The organism is Actinoplanes sp. NPDC051861 (assembly GCF_040681145.1).
GTDB lineage: Bacteria > Actinomycetota > Actinomycetes > Mycobacteriales > Micromonosporaceae > Actinoplanes.
Genome location: NZ_JBFAYE010000001.1, coordinates 176,906 through 195,564, shown reverse-complemented (window position 1 = coordinate 195,564; position 18,659 = coordinate 176,906). Strand labels below are relative to the sequence as shown.

The 18,659-nt window shown below is 68.2% G+C and carries 23 protein-coding genes; all 23 read right to left on the bottom strand.

Going from position 1 to position 18,659, the window contains the following annotated elements:
- Positions 1-18: 18 nt before the first annotated feature.
- Positions 19-261: a hypothetical protein gene (locus AB0M02_RS01070; protein WP_364219482.1), complete on the bottom strand. Its 243-nt coding sequence runs from the start codon at positions 259-261 to the stop codon at positions 19-21.
- Positions 258-1,826: a hypothetical protein gene (locus AB0M02_RS01065; RefSeq protein ID WP_364219479.1), complete on the bottom strand. Its 1,569-nt coding sequence runs from the start codon at positions 1,824-1,826 to the stop codon at positions 258-260. The genes AB0M02_RS01070 and AB0M02_RS01065 overlap by 4 nt, the downstream gene beginning before the upstream one ends.
- Positions 1,804-3,849, bottom strand: coding sequence for a flagellar biosynthesis protein FlhA (gene flhA, locus AB0M02_RS01060; RefSeq protein WP_364219476.1), 2,046 nt, complete (start codon positions 3,847-3,849; stop codon positions 1,804-1,806). The genes AB0M02_RS01065 and flhA overlap by 23 nt, the downstream gene beginning before the upstream one ends.
- A 125-nt stretch (positions 3,850-3,974) precedes the next feature.
- Entirely contained in the window at positions 3,975-5,063 is a 1,089-nt protein-coding gene (locus tag AB0M02_RS01055; protein WP_364219473.1) for an EscU/YscU/HrcU family type III secretion system export apparatus switch protein, read from the bottom strand.
- Positions 5,064-5,097: 34 nt separating this feature from the next.
- The gene (locus tag AB0M02_RS01050; RefSeq protein ID WP_364219470.1) at positions 5,098-5,862 is read right to left on the bottom strand and encodes a flagellar biosynthetic protein FliR; all 765 of its coding nucleotides are present in this window, start codon (positions 5,860-5,862) and stop codon (positions 5,098-5,100) included.
- A gap of 4 nt (positions 5,863-5,866) precedes the next feature.
- Positions 5,867-6,730 (bottom strand): flagellar type III secretion system pore protein FliP, encoded by an 864-nt coding sequence (gene fliP, locus AB0M02_RS01045; protein WP_364219467.1) that lies wholly within the window; start codon positions 6,728-6,730, stop codon positions 5,867-5,869.
- On the bottom strand, positions 6,730-7,140 hold the full coding sequence (gene fliO, locus AB0M02_RS01040; protein ID WP_364219464.1) for a flagellar biosynthetic protein FliO: 411 nt from the start codon (positions 7,138-7,140) through the stop codon (positions 6,730-6,732). Before fliO ends, fliP begins: the two co-directional genes overlap by 1 nt.
- Positions 7,141-7,151: 11 nt before the next feature.
- Positions 7,152-7,907 carry a flagellar motor switch protein FliN gene (gene fliN, locus AB0M02_RS01035; protein WP_364219461.1) on the bottom strand — a complete coding sequence of 252 codons (756 nt, stop codon included), beginning with the start codon at positions 7,905-7,907 and terminating at the stop codon, positions 7,152-7,154.
- On the bottom strand, positions 7,904-8,854 hold the full coding sequence (locus AB0M02_RS01030) for a flagellar motor switch protein FliM (RefSeq protein ID WP_364219458.1): 951 nt from the start codon (positions 8,852-8,854) through the stop codon (positions 7,904-7,906). The genes fliN and AB0M02_RS01030 overlap by 4 nt, the downstream gene beginning before the upstream one ends.
- A 118-nt stretch (positions 8,855-8,972) precedes the next feature.
- The gene (locus tag AB0M02_RS01025) at positions 8,973-9,431 is read right to left on the bottom strand and encodes a flagellar basal body-associated FliL family protein (RefSeq protein ID WP_364219455.1); all 459 of its coding nucleotides are present in this window, start codon (positions 9,429-9,431) and stop codon (positions 8,973-8,975) included.
- Positions 9,432-9,447: 16 nt separating this feature from the next.
- Positions 9,448-10,461, bottom strand: coding sequence for a flagellar motor protein MotB (locus AB0M02_RS01020; RefSeq protein ID WP_364219452.1), 1,014 nt, complete (start codon positions 10,459-10,461; stop codon positions 9,448-9,450).
- Between the two features lie 4 nt (positions 10,462-10,465).
- A complete protein-coding gene (locus AB0M02_RS01015; protein WP_364219449.1) occupies positions 10,466-11,257 on the bottom strand; it encodes a flagellar motor protein in 792 nt (263 codons plus the stop codon).
- The gene (locus tag AB0M02_RS01010) at positions 11,257-11,538 is read right to left on the bottom strand and encodes a flagellar FlbD family protein (protein ID WP_364219446.1); all 282 of its coding nucleotides are present in this window, start codon (positions 11,536-11,538) and stop codon (positions 11,257-11,259) included. The genes AB0M02_RS01015 and AB0M02_RS01010 overlap by 1 nt, the downstream gene beginning before the upstream one ends.
- Positions 11,539-11,721: 183 nt before the next feature.
- The gene (locus tag AB0M02_RS01005) at positions 11,722-12,984 is read right to left on the bottom strand and encodes a flagellar hook protein FlgE (RefSeq protein WP_364219443.1); all 1,263 of its coding nucleotides are present in this window, start codon (positions 12,982-12,984) and stop codon (positions 11,722-11,724) included.
- Positions 12,985-13,449, bottom strand: a complete 465-nt coding sequence (locus AB0M02_RS01000) for a flagellar hook capping FlgD N-terminal domain-containing protein (protein WP_364219440.1) — start codon at positions 13,447-13,449, stop codon at positions 12,985-12,987.
- 152 nt (positions 13,450-13,601) lie between these two features.
- Complete coding sequence (locus tag AB0M02_RS00995) at positions 13,602-14,090, bottom strand: hypothetical protein (protein ID WP_364219437.1); 489 nt, start codon at positions 14,088-14,090, stop codon at positions 13,602-13,604.
- A gap of 7 nt (positions 14,091-14,097) precedes the next feature.
- On the bottom strand, positions 14,098-14,460 hold the full coding sequence (locus tag AB0M02_RS00990; protein WP_364219434.1) for a response regulator: 363 nt from the start codon (positions 14,458-14,460) through the stop codon (positions 14,098-14,100).
- Positions 14,457-14,945 (bottom strand): chemotaxis protein CheX, encoded by a 489-nt coding sequence (locus tag AB0M02_RS00985; RefSeq protein ID WP_364219431.1) that lies wholly within the window; start codon positions 14,943-14,945, stop codon positions 14,457-14,459. The genes AB0M02_RS00990 and AB0M02_RS00985 overlap by 4 nt, the downstream gene beginning before the upstream one ends.
- On the bottom strand, positions 14,942-15,328 hold the full coding sequence (locus AB0M02_RS00980) for a response regulator (RefSeq protein ID WP_173476755.1): 387 nt from the start codon (positions 15,326-15,328) through the stop codon (positions 14,942-14,944). Before AB0M02_RS00980 ends, AB0M02_RS00985 begins: the two co-directional genes overlap by 4 nt.
- A gap of 5 nt (positions 15,329-15,333) precedes the next feature.
- Positions 15,334-16,179, bottom strand: a complete 846-nt coding sequence (locus tag AB0M02_RS00975) for a CheR family methyltransferase (protein ID WP_364219428.1) — start codon at positions 16,177-16,179, stop codon at positions 15,334-15,336.
- Positions 16,176-17,336: a chemotaxis response regulator protein-glutamate methylesterase gene (locus AB0M02_RS00970; RefSeq protein ID WP_364219425.1), complete on the bottom strand. Its 1,161-nt coding sequence runs from the start codon at positions 17,334-17,336 to the stop codon at positions 16,176-16,178. Before AB0M02_RS00970 ends, AB0M02_RS00975 begins: the two co-directional genes overlap by 4 nt.
- 13 nt (positions 17,337-17,349) lie before the next feature.
- Positions 17,350-18,222: a hypothetical protein gene (locus AB0M02_RS00965; RefSeq protein WP_364219422.1), complete on the bottom strand. Its 873-nt coding sequence runs from the start codon at positions 18,220-18,222 to the stop codon at positions 17,350-17,352.
- A complete protein-coding gene (locus AB0M02_RS00960) occupies positions 18,222-18,659 on the bottom strand; it encodes a chemotaxis protein CheW (protein ID WP_093619555.1) in 438 nt (145 codons plus the stop codon). Before AB0M02_RS00960 ends, AB0M02_RS00965 begins: the two co-directional genes overlap by 1 nt.

Genomic DNA, 18,659 nt, shown 5'->3' with positions numbered 1-18,659 from the left:
GGGCCGGCGCCGACGTGGTCAGGCGGGCTTGTCGGGCTCCGACGCGTCGAACGGCTGGGGCGTCACCGGGGTGGCTGTCACCTCGGCGGGGCGATAGCCGCCGATGATGAAGCGCAGTCCGGCCAGCAGCACGGCGGCGATCGGCACCGCGATCAGGAACCGGATCAGCACCTGGACGATGTCGACCTCGTTGAGCAGCAGCCGGTACCAGGCCGGCGCGCTCATCAGGAGCGCGAACAGCAGGACCGACGGCCGGATCATCGGCGGGCGGCGCGGGTGGCCCGGCGGGGTGTGGCAGCGGACGGCATCACCTCGGCGGCGATCCGGGCGCAGAGCATCGCGGCCCAGGCGTGCGGGGTGGCCGGTCTGCCGTCCAGCGAGAAGATCGGTACGTCCAGACCGAGCACCGAGGCCGGGTCGGCGGTGAGCTCCACGCTGTGCACCACGAGCGACTCCACCTCACCGAGATTGCGCAGGTGACGGGCGGTGTCCGCGGTCTTGCGAGTGGCGTCGACGACGGCCCAGAGCGCGGTGGCGCCGAGCGCGTCGGACATGTCGTTGACCCAGAACGGGTCGGTGCCGCCGACCGGCGCGTCGATCACCACGATCCACGGGTGCTCCGAGCTCTGCAGCTTCTCGGCACGCGACTCGGCCGCGCCCCGGCTGGAGATGAGCCGTGAGGAGTGCAGGCCGGTGCCGGCCGTGGACGGCGCGGCCAGCAGCAGGTGCGTCTGATCCACGTGGATCTGCTCCAGCAGCTGCTTGGCGATCGGCACGGCCGTGTGCACCTCGCCGGCCAGCACCAGGATCTCGCCGGGGCCGTCCGGGATGCCGGGTGCGGCCGGGCGGGCGGCGAGCACGCTCAGGACCCCGGCGTACGTGTCCCCGCCAGTGATCTTGCGGGCCATCGGCTCGGGCATGCCGACCGAGATGAGGTTGCGCTGCACCGGGTCGAGGTCGCCGTCAGCGGAGGGCAGGGCACGGGCCGGTGCCATGGCGATCGGGGCGGGCGGTGAGATCGGAGCCGACTCCTCGAGCCCGTAGACCTCGGCTGCGGAGCGGGCCGGTGCGGGGCTGAACGCAGTCGGCGTCCTCGGCGGGGCCGGCGCGGGCTCGGACGGCCGAAGCGGCGCCGGGTGTACGGCAGGCGCGTGGCGTGCCGTGGGTGACCCGGTGGGACGGAGCGGCGTCGGCGGCTCCAGCCGCTCCTCCGGCTCCGGTGAAGGTGCCGGAGCCTGTGCCGCCCGCCGCGGGAAGCTGGGCGCGGTGGGCAGCGCCGCGGGCAGCGGACGCTGGCCCGCGTTGACCGCGGATCCGGTCGCCGCGGCGGGCCGGAACGGGCGCACGGTCGGCGTCTCCTCGCGGTCCTCGGCGGGCGGACGGGTCCGCCCGGCCGGCCGGTGGTGTTGCGGGCCCTCGCCCAGGTGGGTGGCGACGTCGAGGCCGGCCATCAGCTCGGCGAAGGCGGCACCGGTGTCGCCCATGCCGGCGTCTCGGCTCTCCTGCCGGGCGCGCCGGTCGGCGGCCGGTGGTGGTGGACTCTCGGTGTTCACCCGGTCCTGCGACTCCGCCTGCTCCAGCAGGCGCTCGAAGCTGTGTGTGCCGTTCTTGGACACGGTTTGTTGCGCCATGGTGTCATCACTCTCCTCGGTTGAGTCCGGTACCTCGACGGAGAGCTCGTAGTGCTGCTTCGCGAAGAAGCCCCCGATACCACCGCTTCGTACCTTGTCGGCGGAAATAATCCGCACGCTCGAGCCGTATTCGTCACGTACCTGAGCCAGAAGCGGCTCGATGGCCGGTCCCTCAAGCAGCACCCGCGTAGGCACCGTTCACCACCCCTATCGTCTCGATCTGTGCGGTGGAACCAGAGATTTCGCTGTACGACAGCACCTGCACCCGGCGGGAGCCGGCCCGCAGAAGCCGCATCAGCGGCAGCCGCAGTTGTGGGGAGCAGGCCAGGACCGGGTTGAGGCCCTGCTGCTCGGCAGCCTCGGCGAGCCGGCTGGCCTCGCTGACGATCGCCTCGGCACGCATGCCGTCGATCGCCATGAAGGCGCCGGTGTCGCTGGGCCGCAACGACTCGAGCAGACCCTGCTCGAGCATCGGGTCGAGGGTGATCACGGTGAGCCGCCCGGCCGTGGCGTACTGGGCGGCGATGGCCGGGCCCAGTGCGCCGCGGGCCGCCTCCACCAGGCCGTCGTGGTCCACCGCGAGCTTCGCCCGCAGCGAGAGCGCCTCGAAGATCCGGACCAGGTCGCGGACCGGTACGCCCTCGTCCAGCAGCGACTGCAGGACTTTCTGCACCTGGCCCAGGCTGAGCAGGGCCGGGGTGAGCTCCTCGACGACGACCGGATGGGTGCGCTTGACCATCTCGGTCAGCGCCCGGACGTCCTCGCGGCCGAGCAGGCGGCTGGCGTTGGTGCGGACGATCTCCGCCAGGTGCGTGATGATCACCGAGGCGCGGTCCACCACCGTCGCGCCGGAGAGCTCGGCCTGATAGTGCAGTTCGGCCGGGACCCACTTGCCGGCGAGCCCGAAGACCGGCTCGACGCCTGCCCGGCCGGGCAGTGCCTGGAGCCCCTCGCCGATCGCCAGGACGGTGCCCGGCGGCGCCTGCCCGGCTCCGGCGTCGACGCCGGAGATGCGGATGGCGTACGAGGAGAGCGGCAGGTCCAGGTCGTCCCGGGTACGCACCGGCGGCATGATGACGCCGAGCTCCATGGCCATCTTGCGGCGCAGGGCGCGTACGCGGTCGAGCAGGTCGCCGCTGCTCGCGTCGACGAGGTCCACCAGGTCCGGCGCGAGGGCCAGCTCCAGCGGGTCGATGCGCATCTCGCCGAGCAGCGATTCGGGCGAGTCCGGCGCCGGCATCTCGACCGCCTCGGCGGCTGCCTCCGCGGCGGCCTCGGGCACCGGCTCCTTCACCCGCTGGGCGATGACCAGCACGGCCACGCCGACCAGCAGGAAAGGGATCTTCGGCAGCCCCGGGATGACGCAGAGGGCCAGGGCCGCACCGCCGCCGATGCGCAGCGCCAGCTTGTTCTGGCTGAGCTGGGTGGTGACGCTCTGGCCCATGTCGCCGGAGGTGGCCGAGCGGGTCACGATGAGACCGGTCGCCACCGAGAGCAGCAGGGCCGGCACCTGCGAGACCAGGCCGTCGCCGATGCTCAGCAGGCTGTACTGGTTCATCGCGTCGACCGGCGCCATGCCGTGCTGCAGGATGCCGACCGCGAACCCGCCGATCAGGTTGATCAGCGTGATGATGATGGCCGCGATCGCGTCGCCCTTGACGAACTTGGACCCACCGTCCATGGCGCCGTAGAAGTCGGCCTCGGCGGAGATGTCAGCCCGGCGCTTCTTCGCCTCGGCCTCGTCGATCAGACCGGCGTTCAGGTCGGCGTCGATCGCCATCTGCTTGCCGGGCATCGCGTCGAGGGTGAAGCGGGCACCGACCTCGGCGACCCGCTCGGCGCCCTTGGTCACGACGATCATCTGGACGATCACCAGGATCGAGAAGATCACCAGGCCGATGACCAGGTTGCCACCGACGACGAAGCTGCCGAACGCGTGGATCACCTTGCCGGCGTCACCGTCGCGGAGCACCAGCCGGGTGGCGCTGATGTTGAGAGCGAGCCGGAACAGCGTCATGACCAGCAGCAGCGCGGGGAAGACGGCGAAGTCGAGCGGCCGCTGCACGAACATCGCGACCATCAGGATGAGCAGGGCCGCGGTGATGTTGACGGCGATCAGCAGGTCCAACAGGAAGGTCGGCAACGGGACGACCATCATGATGATGATGCCGATCACCCCGACGGGTACGGCGAACCTGCTGAGCTGGTATTTCTTCACGGCACCTTCCGAGCATGGGCAGTCCGATGACCAACCGGGCCGTCACTGAGGCCGCTGTGGCACCGCCACGCACCGATCTTCCCTGCTCTTGCACCGCGATGTGAGGAAATCTCCTGAAATTTCGGTTATGCCATTGCTGGGGTCTGGTTGGGGTTGCGGTGGAACCCAGCCGCCGCACCACGCGCCTTCAGACTCATGACGAACGCCAGCACCTTCGCCACCGCGCCGAAGAACTCGGCCGGAATCTCCTGTCCGACCTCGCAACCGGAGTTCAGCGCCCGCGCCAACGGCACATCCTGCACCACCGGCACCCGGTTCTCGCTCGCCAGCTGGCGGATCTTCGCCGCCACCGGCCCCTTGCCCTTGGCCACCACCCGCGGCGCGCCCTTCTCCGGCTCGTACCGCAACGCCACCGCGACGTGCACCGGGTTGACCACCACGACGTCCGCGGTCGGCACGTCGGCCATCTGCCGGTTGCGCGACATGGCGATCTGCCGGGCCCGGATCTGGGCCTTGATCAACGGGTCGCCCTCGGTGTTCTTGTTCTCCTGCTTGACCTCCTCCTTGGTCATCCGCAGCTGCTTCTTGGTGCGGCGGCGGACCACGAAGTAGTCGGCGGCGGCCATCACGATGCCGGCCACGGCGGCCGCCCGGATCAGCTGGATCGACGCGTCCTTGACGGTGCCGAGCAGCGCCGTGAGCGGCAGCTGGCCGGCCGTCATCAGCACCGGCACGATGTCCTTCATCGTGAAGTAGAGGACCAGGCCCAGCACGATCGTCTTGACCAGCGCCTTGAAGCCCTCCCACAGCGCCTGCGGCCCGAGCATGCGCTTGATGCCGGTGAACGGGTTCAGCCGGTTGAACTTGGGGATGAACAGCTTGGTGGCGATCCGGATGCCGCCCTGCGCGCCGGCCGCGACGATGCCGACCGCCATCATGGTCAGCGCCAGCGGCAACACCGCCCAGGCGGCGCTGAGGAGTCCGTCCTTGAGCAGGCCGAGAGTCTTGCCGGGATCCGGATTGACGATGGTGTCGGGCACCTTGGCCATCAGCTCGCGGGCGTGGTCCATGGCCTGGCTGAGCGTACGCGGCAACATGATGCTGGCAGCCAGCATGCCGACCCAGGCACCGAGGTCCTGGCTGCGCCCGATCTGGCCCTCCTGCTTGGCCTTCTTGAGCTTTTGTTGTGTCGGTTCCTCGGTCTTCTCGGCCATCTCACCTCCCCCTTACACCCCGGTTCGGCACGGCTCAGCCGCCGCTGAGCCGCACCACCGCGGTGACCGCCTTGTCGACCAGTGTGTCCAGCACCGCCGGGAGCATCGCGATGGCGATGCCGGAGAGCGTGACCACCAGGAAGATCTTCACCGGGAAGCCGAGCTGGAACGCGTTGAGCGCCGGCGCCACCCGGTTGAGCAGGCCGAGCGCGACGTCGGCGAGGAAGAGGACGGCGATCAGCGGCCCGGCGATCTGGATCGCGGCCAGGAACATCTCACCGATGCCACGGACCAGCAGCCGGCTGAACGTCTCCATCGAGAACGTGGTGTCCAGGGGCAGGGTACGGAAGCTCTGCAGAAATCCTCGCAGGATCATCTGGTGGCCGTCGCTGACGAACAGCAGGGTGATCGCCAGCAGGTTGTAGAACCGGCCGAAGATCGAGCTGGTGCTCGTCGACAACGGGTCGTACGCCATGGCGAGCGTGAAGCCGCCGAAAAGGTCGAGCAGGTCACCGGCGGCCTGCAGTGCGGCGAACAGCAGTGCGGTGAGAAAGCCCAGCCCGGCACCGATGAAGACCTGCAGCGCCGCGCTCGCGATCAGGTCACCGGTCTCCAGCGAGGGCACGGTGCTCTGCAGGTACGGCGCCATCGGCAGGGTGAAACCGACCGAGAGCAGCGCTTTCACCGGCCCCGGGATGAGCCGCGAGCTGAACGGCGGGCAGACCATCATCCACGCGCCCGTCCGCACCGCCCCCAGCAGGATCGCCAGGAACTGCGCGGTGGGCAGGTCGAAGTTCATCGTCTCAGTACGAGCCCACCAATGCCGTGATGATCAGACTCCACCCGTTGACCAGCACGAACAGCAACAGTTTGAACGGCAGCGCCACGGTCACCGGCGGCAGCATCATCATGCCGAGCGACATCAGGGACGCGGACACCACGAGGTCGATGATGAGGAACGGGATGAAGATGACGAAGCCGATGATGAACGCCGCCCGCAGCTCGGACAGGATGAACGCGGGTACCAGAGTGGTCAGCGGGACCGACTCGATGTTGGGCGGGCGCTCCTCGCCGGACACCTTGATCATCAGGGCCAGCTCGTCGTCGCGGGTCACCTCGTACATGAACTCGCGCAGCGGTTGCACCCCGTCGCGGAACGCCTGCGACTGCGTCTTGTCGCCGGCCAGATAGGGCTGAACGCCCTGGTCGTTGATGGCCGAAACCGTCGGTCCCATGATGAACAGGCTCAGGAACAACGCGAGGCCGGCGAGCACCTGGTTGGGCGGCATGCTGGTCAGGCCGAGCGCGTTGCGGGTGATGCCGAGCACCATGAAGACCTTGGTGAAACAGGTGCAGAGCAGCAGCAGCGCGGGGGCCACCGACAGCAGCGTCAGACCGAGAACGATCACCAGGGAGGCGGCCGGGCGGCTGCCGTCGGGATTCGTACCGTTGATGTTGAGGTTGATGCTCGGTGGCGACGGCGTCGCGGGGGCTTGCGGCAGCTGCGGCGCTTGCGGCGCCAATTCAAACTTCGGGGGTACGGGTAGAGCACGCGGCTGATCCTGCACCGCCGCCACCGGAGTCTCCGGCATCGCGGCGGCAGCGGCCGGCAGCACCGCCAGAGCAAGACCGGCAGCCGCCATCAGCAGCAGGATCGCGCGTCGCATCATCGCCTCGTCGTCCGGTCCCGCAGGAAGTCGATCGTCGAGGTCCAGGTGCGCGGCGACAGCAGTGACCGGTCCAGCCGGCCGCCGACGCCCACCGGATGCCAGCCCGGCATGGTCACCGCGTCGACCGTCAGCGCGTCGCGGTGCTCCACCTGTTCCTCCTCGAACGCGTCGAGGTCGGCCTCGGCTAGCAGGCTGACGTTCTGGTCGGTGATCCCGAGGACCAGCGCGCGATCGGCCACCCGGACCACCGCCACCGACGAGCCGCGGGCCAGTTGCTGGCGGCTGAGCACCGAGAGCGGACCGCTCCCCCGGCCGCCGAACGGCCGTCGCAGCGCGCGGGCCAGGCCCCACATCAGGAACAGGACCACCAACAGCGAGAAGGCGACCTGCACGACCAGCCCGATCAAGACGTCTTCTCCTACTCGGCGCCGGGCGCGACGATCTCGGTGATCCGGATGCCGAAGTTCTCGTCGACCACCACCACCTCGCCGCGGGCGATCAACCGGCCGTTGACCAGCAGGTCGGCGGGGCTGCCCGCGGCACGGTCCAGCTCGACGATCGCTCCGGGCGTCAGGGAGAGCAGCTCCCGTACGCTCATCCGGGTCCGTCCCAGCTCGGCGGAGACCTCCATCTCCACGTCGTGGAGCATGTCCAGGCCACCGCGCGCGCCACCGGCGGAGGCCGGAGCCCGGGCAGGCTGCGGCGTCAGATCGGCGGACGGCTCGTCGCCCGGCCACTGACTGAGCGCCAGGGCGACCACCGCGTGCATGCCCTCGTCGTCGCGCAGCGGCACGGCCACCGCACCGTCCTTGGTGGCGATGGCGCTGAGCGCGACCTCCGGCTCCATCAGCTGACCCGGATCCAGGACCACCGGCCCGAAGACCCGGGCGGCCGCTTCGAGTGCCGGGCGTACCGCCGCGGTCAGGTCCAGTTCGCCGAGCGGGCTCTCCCGCAGCGCGTCCGCCAGGTCCTGGCCGACCACCACGAGGACCTCGCCGGACGCCGCGCCGGTGAACCGCGCCGTGACCGCCTGGCCTTCGATCACCGTCCCCGCGTCGGGTGACACCGGGTCGCCGGCTACCAGCGCCCGGCTGGTGGGAAGGACAGCCAGCGCCGCTTCGGCGGCGTTCCGGGCGAGCGCCAGCTGCGGCGCGGTGATGGTGGGGGCGGTCATGAGCGGCCAGACTCCTTGGACGAGTTCTCGTTGGGCGACGGCACGACGAGACAGGCGAGACGGGCGCCCTGGTTACCGGGAACGGCATGGCCGAAGACGATGTCGTTGACGGTCACCTCGAGCGGCCGGCTCGTCGGATGCCCCAGCGGCACGACGTCACCCGGACGTAGATCCACGATGTCATCGGTACGCATCCGAATGGGGTGGAATCGCACTGCTACGTCGATCGGAGCCGCGGAAAGTCCGGCGGTGAGGTTGCGCAGGGCCCGGTCGCGTACCTGCCGCTCGGCCGCGCTGAGCACGATCGTCTCCTGCTTGGAGAGCACCGGGAGGATCGTGTTGAACGGCAGGCAGATGGTCGCGATGCACTCCTCGGCACCGATCTTGGTCTCGAAGGAGGCCACCACGACCGCGTCGCCGGGCGCGTGCGCACGCAGGAACTGCGCGTTGTACTCGATCTCCTTGAGCTTCGGGGAGATGTCGACCAGGGTCTCGAAGCCGTACCGCAGCTCGCCCAGCATCCGCTCCAGCAGGCCGCGCAGCAGCGGCATCTCTACCTCGGTCAGGGGCCGCTCCGGCTGACTGCCGCCGGGGCCACCGAGCATGTGGTCGATCGCGGTCATCACGGCGGACTGGGCTATCTCTATGAGCACCGTGCCGGGCAGCGGGTCGAGGACCACCACGCCGATGATCGTGGGGTTGGCGAGCGAGGCGACGTACTCGTCGTAGTTGAGCTGCTCGATGGAGATCAGCGAGACGTTGCTGACGGCACGGAGGCGGGTGGTCAGCAGGGTGCCGCAGCTGCGCGCGTACGTCTCGAAAGCGATCTGCAGGGTGCGGACGTGCTCGCGGGAGAGCTTGATGGGGCGGCGGAAGTCGTACGGCGCCGGGCCCCCGCCATGGCCGCGACGTGACATCCTGCCGGGGGAACGCGAAGCGGTGGTCACGTCGTCCTCATCGGCTCAGTTATCAAGCCGCTGAGGCGTCGCGCCGTTTTTGTCCTATCTTTCGGCTTTTTTATGGCGATGGGCGGGTCGCTCGGAAGCGACCCGCCCGGCACGCCGGCTACTGCGTGACAAAGGAGGTGTAGTAGAGGTCCATGACCATCTGCTTCTCCTCCTCCTCGTACGCCTTCTCGATCTTGTGGAGCAGCTCGGCCTTGATGGCGTTGCGGCCCTCCTCGGTCGAGAGCTCCTCCACGGAGACACCGGTGTAGGTCTCGATCGCGAGGTTCAGCGCCTCGCTGGTGTCGACCTCCTCCTCGCCGGCGTCCTCGGTCATCTGCAGGGCGAACCCGAACTTCAGGTAGTGCCCGTCGGCGAGGTTGACCGTCAGGGTGTTCTCGATCGCCACGACGGTGCCCTTCTTGGGCTCCTCCTTGGCCTCCGCCTTGTCGCCCTTCAGCATGAAGAACGCTCCGGCACCACCACCGCCCAGCACGACCAGTACCAGGGCGATAACGATCATCATCATCTTGTTCGACTTCTTCGGCGCTTCAGCCGCCGCGTCCTTCTCGTCCGCCATCGGAACTCCCCTCAGTTCAGTCGTGCGTGGTGGTGGTGCTGGTCGTGGACTTGGTGGCCGTCTCGGCGGCGACCTGCGCCTGGTAGGCGGCGGTGGTCTGGCCGGTGTGCAGCTTGCCGTCGGGGCCGGCCGCGGACGGCAGCAGCGCCGCCTGCTCGGCCGTCAGCTGGGTCAGGACGACGACGTCCACCCGGCGGTTCATCGTGATCGAGCGCGGGTCCTTCGGGTCGATCAGCGGCTTGGTGTCGGAGAAGCCCACCGCGCTGAGCCGCTTCTTCGGGATGTCGTGGTCGGTGAGGAACCGGACCGTGGTCGACGCCCGCGCCGCGGACAGTTCCCAGCCGCTCGGGTAGTACGTGGTCTTGGCCTTGAGCTGGTTGGTGTGCCCGTCGACCTCGATGTTGTTGGGCAGCGTCGCCAGCGTCGGCGCGATCGCGTTGAGGATCTTCCGGCCACCCTCGCGCAGGTCCGCCCGGTTGCCGGCGAAGACCACGTCGTTGGTGACGATGGTGACCACCAGGCCGCGCTGGTCGATGGTGAACTTCGCGCTGTTGAGCAGCTTCTGCGCCGACAGGGCGTCGGCGATCTTCCGCTCGATGGCCTTGAGGTCCTCGGCCTCCTCGGCCGCCTTCTCCGCGTTCGCCGAGGCCTCCTTGCGGTCCTCCGCCTGGATGGCCCGCTCGACGGCCTCCTTCTGCTTCTGGTTCAGGCCCTCCGTGCCGGAGGTGCCGTCACCGGGGTTGGAGCCCGGGTCGATCTGCACCACCTGCGCGTTGTTCGCCGCACCGTCGAGCGGCGCCTCGTGCCCCTGGAAGGCCGCGCTCGACGCGCCGAAGCCGGCCGAGAGACCAGCCGCCAGCTGGGCGAACTTCTTGTTGTTGATGTCGCTCATCGAGAACAGCACCACGAAGAGGACGAACAGCAGGGTCAGCATGTCCGCGTACGACACGAGCCAGCGCTCGTGATTGACGTGCTCTTCGTGTTCCTCGTGCTTCTGCTTACGCTTGGCGCCCCCGCCGCCGGAACTCATCTGATCAGGCCGCCTTCTTCGTCGAAGCCGCGGCCTCAGCCTTCTTCATCTCGTCCGGCGGCAGCAGGCTGCGCAGCTTCTGCGCGACCAGACGCGGGTTCGAGCCGGCCTGGATGGCCAGGACACCGTCGATCACCAGCTCCATCTCCTCGGCCTCCACGCCGCTGAGCCGGTCGAGGCGAGCCGCCATCGGGAGGAAGATGATGTTCGCGCTGAGCACGCCCCAGAGGGTCGCGACGAACGCGGCGGCGATCGAGTGGCCGAGCGTCTCGGGCTTGTCCAGGTTCTCCAGAACGTGGACCAGACCCATGACCGTGCCGATGATGCCGATCGTCGGGGCGTAGCCGCCCATGTTCTCGAAGAACTTCTTGCCGGCCTTGTCGGCCTTCTTCTTCGCGGCGACCTCGGCGTGCAGGATGTCGTGCAGCTCGTCGGGGTCGGTGCCGTCGATCGCCAGCTGCAGACCCCGCTTGAGGAAGGGGTGCTCGACCGTCTTGACCGCGTCCTCCAGGGCCAGCAGGCCCTCGCGACGCGCCCGCTCGGCCAGCTTCACGACGCTGTCGAGCAGCTCGGTCGGCGGGGTCACCTTGGTGGTGAACGCCTTCTTGAGCTGGTTGACGAACCCGCCGGCGTCCTTCATGACACCGCCGGCCATGGCGGCGCTGAAAGCACCGCCGAAGACCAGGAGCATCGAGGGAAGCAGGATGATGGAGGCGGGTGAGCCGCCCTCCAGGATCTGGACGGTGAAGACGATCACCAGGCCGGCGACCACACCGATGACGGTTGACAGGTCCATCAGCGTTCCTTCCGGTGCAGCGGGAGCACCTTGGCGTCGAGCTCGTCATCGGAAGAGGACGAGGAGTGGGCCACGGGCTCGGGCTCCATGCGGCTCGCCTGGGCGATCAGCGAGGCGCGGTAGTGGCGCACCGAGTCGATGAATTCGGGCACGGACTCGGAGATGACGTACTTGGTGCCGTCCACCAGGGTCACGACCGTGTCGGGAGTGCAATCGACACGCTCGACGAGATCCGGGTTCAGTGCGAACACGGCACCGTTGATGCGGGTTACGAGAATCACGACTCTTCCGTCCTTGGGTCTTGGCTGGTGGGGCCGTCCGTGGCCCGTCACCTACTTCTTCGGTCGATGGCCGGTTGCCGATGAGATCGGTGCGGTGGCGATCCGGGTGCGATGGTCAGCACCTACGAAAACGGCCGGATCGGGCACGAATGCCCGACCCGGCCGCCGCCGGCTCTACGTGTGTCAGCGCTTCATGCTGACGAGCTCCTGGAGGATCTCGTCGGAGGTCGTGATGATCCGGGAGTTCGCCTGGAAGCCGCGCTGTGCCACGACCAGGTTGGTGAACTCCTGCGCCAGGTCGACGTTGGACATCTCCAGCGCGCCGGAGATGACCTGGCCCATGCCCGCACTGCCGGGCTTGCCGACCTGGGCGTACCCGGAGTTGACCGTGTTGCGGAACAGCGAGTTGCCGACCTTCTCCAGGCCGTTGACGTTCTTGAAGGTGGCCATCGCGACCTGGCCGAGCGTTTGCTTCAAGCCGTTGCTGTAGACGCCGATGATCTCACCGGTGTCCGACACGGTGTACGCGAGCGAGGTGAGCGCCCCCGCTGTCTGGCCGTCGACGTTGAAGACCCGGGCGTCCGAGAGCCCCGAGTACATCGTCAGGTCAGCCATATTGATCTTGTATGTACCGACCAGCAGGTTGCCGTCCTTGTCCAGCTGGTTGGCGGTCGGCGTGTTCGAGATGGTCGGCTTGCCACCCGTCATGTCGATCTCGCCGGTGGCACCGGTGATCAGCGTGCCGTCGGCCTCGTAGAGCTCGATGTCCCACGTCGGGTCCATCGGCAGCGCGTGCGCCGGGTCGATGGTCCGGGTGAACCTCGCCGTCACCGTACGCGTCGCACCGAGATCGTCGTACACCTTGACCGGAAGGTTGACGACATCGGTGGTCGCCAGCGGGTCCTCCGGATAGTCGCTGGTCAGGTTGCCCTTCAGCGTGATCGTGGTGGTTGCCTCCGGTGGGATGGTCGCACCGAGCGGCATCTTGATGTCGCCCGGCTGGCCACCTGTCTCGACCACGCCGTCCACCGCGGTCCAGCCCTGGATCGGCTCACCGGTGCTGTTGGTCAGCGTGCCGTTCGCGTCGAAGAAGAACGAGCCGGCCCGCGTGTACAGCAGCTCGTTGCCGCTGCGGGCGATGAAGAAGCCGTCACCCTGGATCATCATGTCGCCGGACTTGCCGGTTGTCTGCGCCGAGCCCTGGCTGAAGTTCGCGGTGATGCCGGCGACCCGGACACCGAGACCGACCTGCGCCGGGTTGGTACCGGCCTGACCGTCCTGCGGAGAACCGGCGGCGCCCATCATCTGGCTCAGCGTGTCGTTGAACTGGACCTGCGAGGACTTGTAACCGGTGGTGTTGACGTTCGCGATGTTGTTACCCGTGACGTCGATCATCCGCTGGTGGGCGTTGAGGCCGCTGATGCCGGAGTAAAGGGAACGCAGCATTTAGAAAGAGTCCTTCGCGGTAGGAGGAGAAACCGGATTGGCGGTCGTGGTGATTTCCATGACCTTGGACAGCTGCACATCCGTGTTTCCGACCTTGAGCGTCGGTTCGCTGTCACCGTTGAGCTTCGCCGCAGTGATCACGCCGGTCTGGTGAGCCCCGGTTGCGTCCATGTACGTGACCGTTTTCCCGACCAGCGAACTGGCGCTGATCATGCGCTGCGACTGCAACATGTTGATCATGTCTTCAAGCTTCTCGACCTGCGTGAACTGCGCGGTCTGCGCAAGGAACGCGGTGGAGTCGGCCGGCTTGGAGGGGTCCTGGTACTTGAGCTGGGCCACCAGCAGTTTGAGGAACGTGTCCTTGTCGCCGAGCGACTTACTGGTCCGGGCGGTTTCGCCGGACTGTGCCGCGGCCGCCTTGGCCGCTTCGCTGGCACCGGTGGATCCGGAAATCGGCGAGGTCATTGACTTCTCCTGTCCCGTAGCAAGCTCAACCTAAGCTTCGGCCCGGCCCCCGGATTGCTTAGACACAAATTTGCGGGCCCGCCGATCCGGCGGGCCCGCAACGGGAGATCTTCAATTTTTGTGCCTTCGGGTCAGGGTGTTCTCATCTCGGGTCAGGGCGCCAGGGAAAGGCTGAGCTTGCCCTTTCCGTACCGGCTCACCTCGACCATGAGGTCGAGCCGCCGGCCCAGGGCGAGGAGGACGGCACGCGCGTCGCCGGGCAGCTCCGTGCCCGGGTAGATCACCTGGTAGAGCTTGACGTGCGGCGCACCCTCCTTGTTGAGCAGGCTGGTGAAGATGTTGCAGAGCTCGCCGACGTTCTCCGCCAGGTTGGGGAAGAGCTGCTTCTCGTCGATGCTGTCCTCGGCGGCACCGGCCGGCAGCAGGCCGAGAGCGGCACCCGCGTTGGCGGCGAGGCTGAGCTCCATGCCCATGACGGCGTAGATCTTCTGCGCGGTGTCGGTGAAGATGGCGACCGTCGAGGTCGGCACCGCCGGTGCGGCGATCGGGTCGCCGGGGCTGACGATCACCTCCCGGCCGAGAAGGTCTTCGAACAGATTGCGTACGGCTAGAGAGCCGGGAAGAACCGAGACGTCTGACATGTCCTAATCATCCCAAAATAGGAGCGAAAACCTCATCGAATCGCTCAGCGGTGAAGGGTTTGATGATGAAGAAGTCCGCGCCCGCGCCCTCCGCCGCCGACTTCATCTCCGGCGTCGACTCCGAGGTGACGAAACCGAATTTGACGTTGTTGCCGGCCGCGCGCAGCTGGCGAAGCACCTCGATACCGGTCATGTGCGGCATGTTCCAGTCCGAGATGACCAGGTCCGGCTTCTCCGCGATGGCCATGTCGAACGCTTCCTTGCCGTCCGCGGCCTCGATCAGGTCGTGATCTCCGAACCCGGCCTGACGCAGGGTCCGGACGACGATCTGCCGCATCACGCGGCTGTCGTCGGCAACGAGGATCTTCATTCACCCTCCTCCTTGTTCTCGTCGGTGCTGCTCTGCCACATGGAGATGGACACGGGTTCTCCCTCCCACATCCCGTACACCCCGCTGATGCGTTCGGTGTTCGGGTAACGCGCCGAGGACTCCGGCGCGAGGACCACCTGCGGGAGCGACAACTGCGCCCCGGGCGGCAGCATGGCTTTGACATTGCCACCGACGATGTTGGCGAGTTCGCCAAGCGTGTCGGAGATGTCCTCCTCGCTCACCTCATCCAGCTCCATGGCCAGGAAGGCGGCCGCGGCACGCTGAGCGGCGGCGCGCGAGGAGGCGTAAACGACGTGCCCGCTCCAGGACCCGGTGATGGAGACGGAGGAGTGCACCTCCGAGGGCTGGTTCTCGTCGTACGTCGGGATCAGCGGGCTGATGCCCTCGGGATCCAGGTACGACTCCCACACCTGTTCCACCATCTCGGCGAGGTCGCTCTCGTCGACCTCGACTTCGACACTCATGAGTTCGCTCCGGTCGGGACGAGGCCCAGCAGGGCCAGCTTTTCGATCATGGCGCCCTCGGTGAAGGGCTTGATCACGTATTCGTGGGCGCCCGCGGCGAGCGCCCGGACGATCTGGCTCTGTTCGCTCTCGGTAGTGACCATGACCAGAGTCATCTCGCGCAGCCGCGGATCGGCCCGGACCTTGGTGACGAACTCGAGCCCGTTCATGTTGGGCATGTTCCAGTCGATGAGGGCCAGCTCCGGCACCTCGGTCATGTCGGCGAGGAGATCCATCGCTTCCTTGCCGTCCCCCGCCTCCACCGCCTCGAAGTTGAGCTTCGTGACGATGCGCTTGAGGATCATGCGCATCGCGCGCGAGTCGTCGATCACCATGGCGCGCATCGGCGTCATCCCCTTCTCGCGGCGCCGGCGGGCACCGCATTGCGAGTCCGGTAGGCAGACGTGCGGCCGGCGGCCACCCGCTCGTAGTTGTCGTCGATCCCGATCGTGGTCTCGGCGGCGCCGAGGAAGAGCCAGCCGTCCGGGCGCAGGATCTTGGCCGCGTTCTGCAGCACCTGGCGCTTGGTGGCGACGTCGAAGTAGATGAGCACGTTGCGCAGGAAGATCACGTCGAACGGCTGCATCGGCGGGAACGGCGCGGTCAGGCTCATGTGCTTGAACTCGACGTTCTTGCGCAGCGCGGGAATGACCCGCCAGTGGGCACCGGCCCGCTCGAAATACTGCACCAGCTGGGTGGCCGCCAGACCGCGGTTCACCTCGACCTGGCTGTACTCGGCCTTCTGCGCACGCTCCACCATCGCGGTGGAGATGTCGGTGCCGACGATTTCGTACGACCAGCCGGCCGGCAGCGACTCCTGAAGCGTGATCGCCAGGCTGTACGCCTCCTGGCCGCTGGAGCTCGCCGCGGACCAGAACCGCAGCTTGCGCGTCGCGGACCGCGACTTGATCAGCTCCGGCAGAACCACCTCGGTGAGCGCGGAGAACGGCTCGCGATCCCGGAAGAACGACGTCTCGTTGGTGGTCAGCGCGTCAATGATCTTGCGCTGGAACTGTGGGTTGGGCCGCTTCTGCAGGTCCGAGATGAACTCGTTGACGTTGGCCGCCCCGACCGCGCGGGCGACCGGGATCAACCGCGCCTCGACCAGGTACTCCTTGCCCGGAGCAAGGACGATCGAGGCCTCCCGGCGTACCAGGTTGGAGACGAAGGTGAACTCCGCTTGGGAAAGGGTCATCGGGCCACCGCCGGCGACCGGCCCACCCGAACGCGGTTCAGCAACGACCCCGCGATCCGGTCCAGGGGAAGGATCTCGTCCGCCAGGCCCGCACCGACTACAGCGCCGGGCATACCCCAGACCACCGAGGTGGCCTCGTCCTGTGCCAGCACCTCGGCTCCCGAGTCTCGCAGCACTTTCGCACCACCTCGTCCGTCTTGTCCCATTCCAGTGAGAACAGCCGCGAAGGCTGATCCGCCGTACAGCGCCGCCACCGAACGGAACATCACGTCCACGGCCGGGCGGCACGAGTTCTCCTGCGGTGCGTTGCTGAGCTGGGTCAGCGTCGCGGTTCCCTTGCGGGTGAAGACCAGGTGACGGTCGCCGGGCGCGATGTAGACCGTGCCGGCGGCGAGCTCCATGCCCTCGCCCGCCTCGACCACGCGCAGGGGCGTGCTGCGGTCCAGTCGCTCGGCGAACATCTTGGTGAACACGGGCGGCATGTGCTGCGTGATCACGACCGGCACCGGCAGATCGCCCGGCAGCCCGAGCAGAACCTTGGTCAGCGCGTCCGGCCCGCCGGTGGAGGAGCCGATGGCGAGGATGTCGATCCGGCCCTGCGGACCGCGCTTGGCCGCGGCCGGGCGTACCGGTGCCGGGCCGGAGGCGGGCGGGCGGCCGGGTGCCGGGGGTGGTGAACCGGGACGCAGCGGTGCGGTGCCGGGTCGCACTCCGGCGGGCACCGGGCGAGTGGGTGGTGCGGCAGGTGGACGCCGCCGCCCGCCGAGTGCCTGGATCTTGGGTACGAGTTGCTCGCGTACCGCCGCGATCGACTGCTGCACCGAGCCCACGTTGCTGGGCTTGGTCACGTAGTCCGTGGCGCCCGCGGCGAGCGCCTCGAGTGTGGCGGTGGCTCCCGCGGCGGAGAGCGTGCTGAACATGATCACTGGCAAGTTCGCGTGCCGCTTGCGCAGCTCGCGTACCGCCTCGATGCCGTCCATCTGCGGCATCTCGATGTCCATGGTGATCACGTCGGGCTTGAGCTGATCGATCTTCGCTTGGGCGAGCAACCCGTTCGCGGCGGTACCGACGACCTGGATGCCCGGCGCCTCCCCGAGAGCGTCGACGATCAGCCGACGTACCACCACGGAATCGTCGACGACGAGAACCGAGATCATTCGACCACTCCCTTCAACCGAGCCAGGCCGGGCCGAGCGCCGCGACCACCGGAGCAAGCAGCCGGTGAGCCGTGGCGGTGTCCAGCAGATCGCGTACGACCAGCGCCTGAACGGCGCCGCTGAGCATGTTCCAGACGCCGCCGGCCCGGTCGGCCAGCGGAATCCCCGCCGTGTCCACGGCCTGCACCAGCAGCATCTGCGCCGCGGCGGCGGTCCGGACCCGGTCCGAGAGGTACGCCGCCCAGGAGGCCGAGTGGACGGCCGGTGACCAGCCCGCGGTGTTGCGGCGGGCGTCATCGGCCGAGGTGGCGACGCGCTGGCGATCCTCCGGTCGCAGGCTGCGCAGCCGGTCGAGCAGGGCGGACACCGTGTAGTGGTGCGGGCCCATGTCGATCGGCGCGGTGGCCGGCAGTTTGCGTACCGCCGACACCCACCCCGCGCCCAGCCGCCGGCGGGTCTCCTCGTCGAGAACCTCGCGCAGGTAGCTGGCGACCGCGGCGTCGCAGAGCAGCGCCGTGGCGGCGGCCGCGTCCTCGCTCTGCTTCGCGTCGCGGCCGGTGCCCTCCCAGGTCCACGACATCACGTCGTAGCGGATGCAGGTGAGCAGCGAGTCGACCGTACCGATCGGCGCGCGTTCGACCAGGGCGAGGTTTCCGGCCGGATCGTCCTTGGACATCGACTTGAGCGACGGCATCCGCCGGGCGGCGCTCTCCACCTCGACCCAGAGCAGGGCCCGGGCGCCCTCGTCCGGCAACCGCTCGGCCAGAACCGGCAGGTCGTCCTTGTGCAGGCGCAGGGCGCGCAGCAGCACCTCGGCCGCGGCCGACCCGCCCTCCAGGCGGGTCAGGTCGAAGCCCAGAACGGGGGCGCTGACCAGGCTGTACATCAGTTGGTAGCGCGATATGTGTCGACGGCCTGATTGACGTCGAGTGCCAGCATCAACCGCCCGTCCAGCTTGAACGTGCCGACCACCAGCTCTCTGGTCGGCCCGCTCAGCGTGTCCGGTGGCGGCTCGAACGTCTCGTCGTCGAGGTCGACGACCTCGCCGATCTTGTCAACCAGCAGGCTCACGGGTTCCCCGTCGCCGCGCAGGATGACGTTCATGACCGGGCCCTGCAGCGCCTGCCGGGCCAGCCCGAGCTGCACCCGCAGGTCGACCGCCGCGATCACCTGGCCACGCAGGTTGAACAGGCCGCCGACGGCCGGCGGCGCGAGCGGCACCGGCGTGTACTCGTTGTACGAGAGCACCTCCTGAACGGTGTGCACCTCGACTCCGAAGAGCTGGCCGTCCACCTCGAAGGTGGCGAACTGTCGACTCGCCAT

Coding starts and splice junctions, on each gene's coding strand:
- AB0M02_RS01050 (WP_364219470.1), bottom strand. CDS start 5,862: ATGAACTTCGACCTGCCCACCGCGCAGTTCCTGGCGATCCTGCTGGGG.
- AB0M02_RS01020 (WP_364219452.1), bottom strand. CDS start 10,461: ATGAGTTCCGGCGGCGGGGGCGCCAAGCGTAAGCAGAAGCACGAGGAA.
- AB0M02_RS01005 (WP_364219443.1), bottom strand. CDS start 12,984: ATGCTGCGTTCCCTTTACTCCGGCATCAGCGGCCTCAACGCCCACCAG.
- AB0M02_RS00970 (WP_364219425.1), bottom strand. CDS start 17,336: ATGATCTCGGTTCTCGTCGTCGACGATTCCGTGGTGGTACGTCGGCTG.
- fliN (WP_364219461.1), bottom strand. CDS start 7,907: ATGACCGCCCCCACCATCACCGCGCCGCAGCTGGCGCTCGCCCGGAAC.
- AB0M02_RS00965 (WP_364219422.1), bottom strand. CDS start 18,222: ATGTACAGCCTGGTCAGCGCCCCCGTTCTGGGCTTCGACCTGACCCGC.
- AB0M02_RS00985 (WP_364219431.1), bottom strand. CDS start 14,945: ATGAGTGTCGAAGTCGAGGTCGACGAGAGCGACCTCGCCGAGATGGTG.
- AB0M02_RS00990 (WP_364219434.1), bottom strand. CDS start 14,460: ATGAAGATCCTCGTTGCCGACGACAGCCGCGTGATGCGGCAGATCGTC.
- AB0M02_RS01055 (WP_364219473.1), bottom strand. CDS start 5,063: ATGGCCGAGAAGACCGAGGAACCGACACAACAAAAGCTCAAGAAGGCC.
- fliP (WP_364219467.1), bottom strand. CDS start 6,730: ATGCGACGCGCGATCCTGCTGCTGATGGCGGCTGCCGGTCTTGCTCTG.
- AB0M02_RS00960 (WP_093619555.1), bottom strand. CDS start 18,659: ATGGCGAGTCGACAGTTCGCCACCTTCGAGGTGGACGGCCAGCTCTTC.
- AB0M02_RS00980 (WP_173476755.1), bottom strand. CDS start 15,328: ATGCGCGCCATGGTGATCGACGACTCGCGCGCGATGCGCATGATCCTC.
- AB0M02_RS01025 (WP_364219455.1), bottom strand. CDS start 9,431: ATGGCGGACGAGAAGGACGCGGCGGCTGAAGCGCCGAAGAAGTCGAAC.
- AB0M02_RS01015 (WP_364219449.1), bottom strand. CDS start 11,257: ATGGACCTGTCAACCGTCATCGGTGTGGTCGCCGGCCTGGTGATCGTC.
- AB0M02_RS00995 (WP_364219437.1), bottom strand. CDS start 14,090: ATGTCAGACGTCTCGGTTCTTCCCGGCTCTCTAGCCGTACGCAATCTG.
- AB0M02_RS01000 (WP_364219440.1), bottom strand. CDS start 13,449: ATGACCTCGCCGATTTCCGGATCCACCGGTGCCAGCGAAGCGGCCAAG.
- AB0M02_RS01070 (WP_364219482.1), bottom strand. CDS start 261: ATGATCCGGCCGTCGGTCCTGCTGTTCGCGCTCCTGATGAGCGCGCCG.
- AB0M02_RS00975 (WP_364219428.1), bottom strand. CDS start 16,179: ATGACCCTTTCCCAAGCGGAGTTCACCTTCGTCTCCAACCTGGTACGC.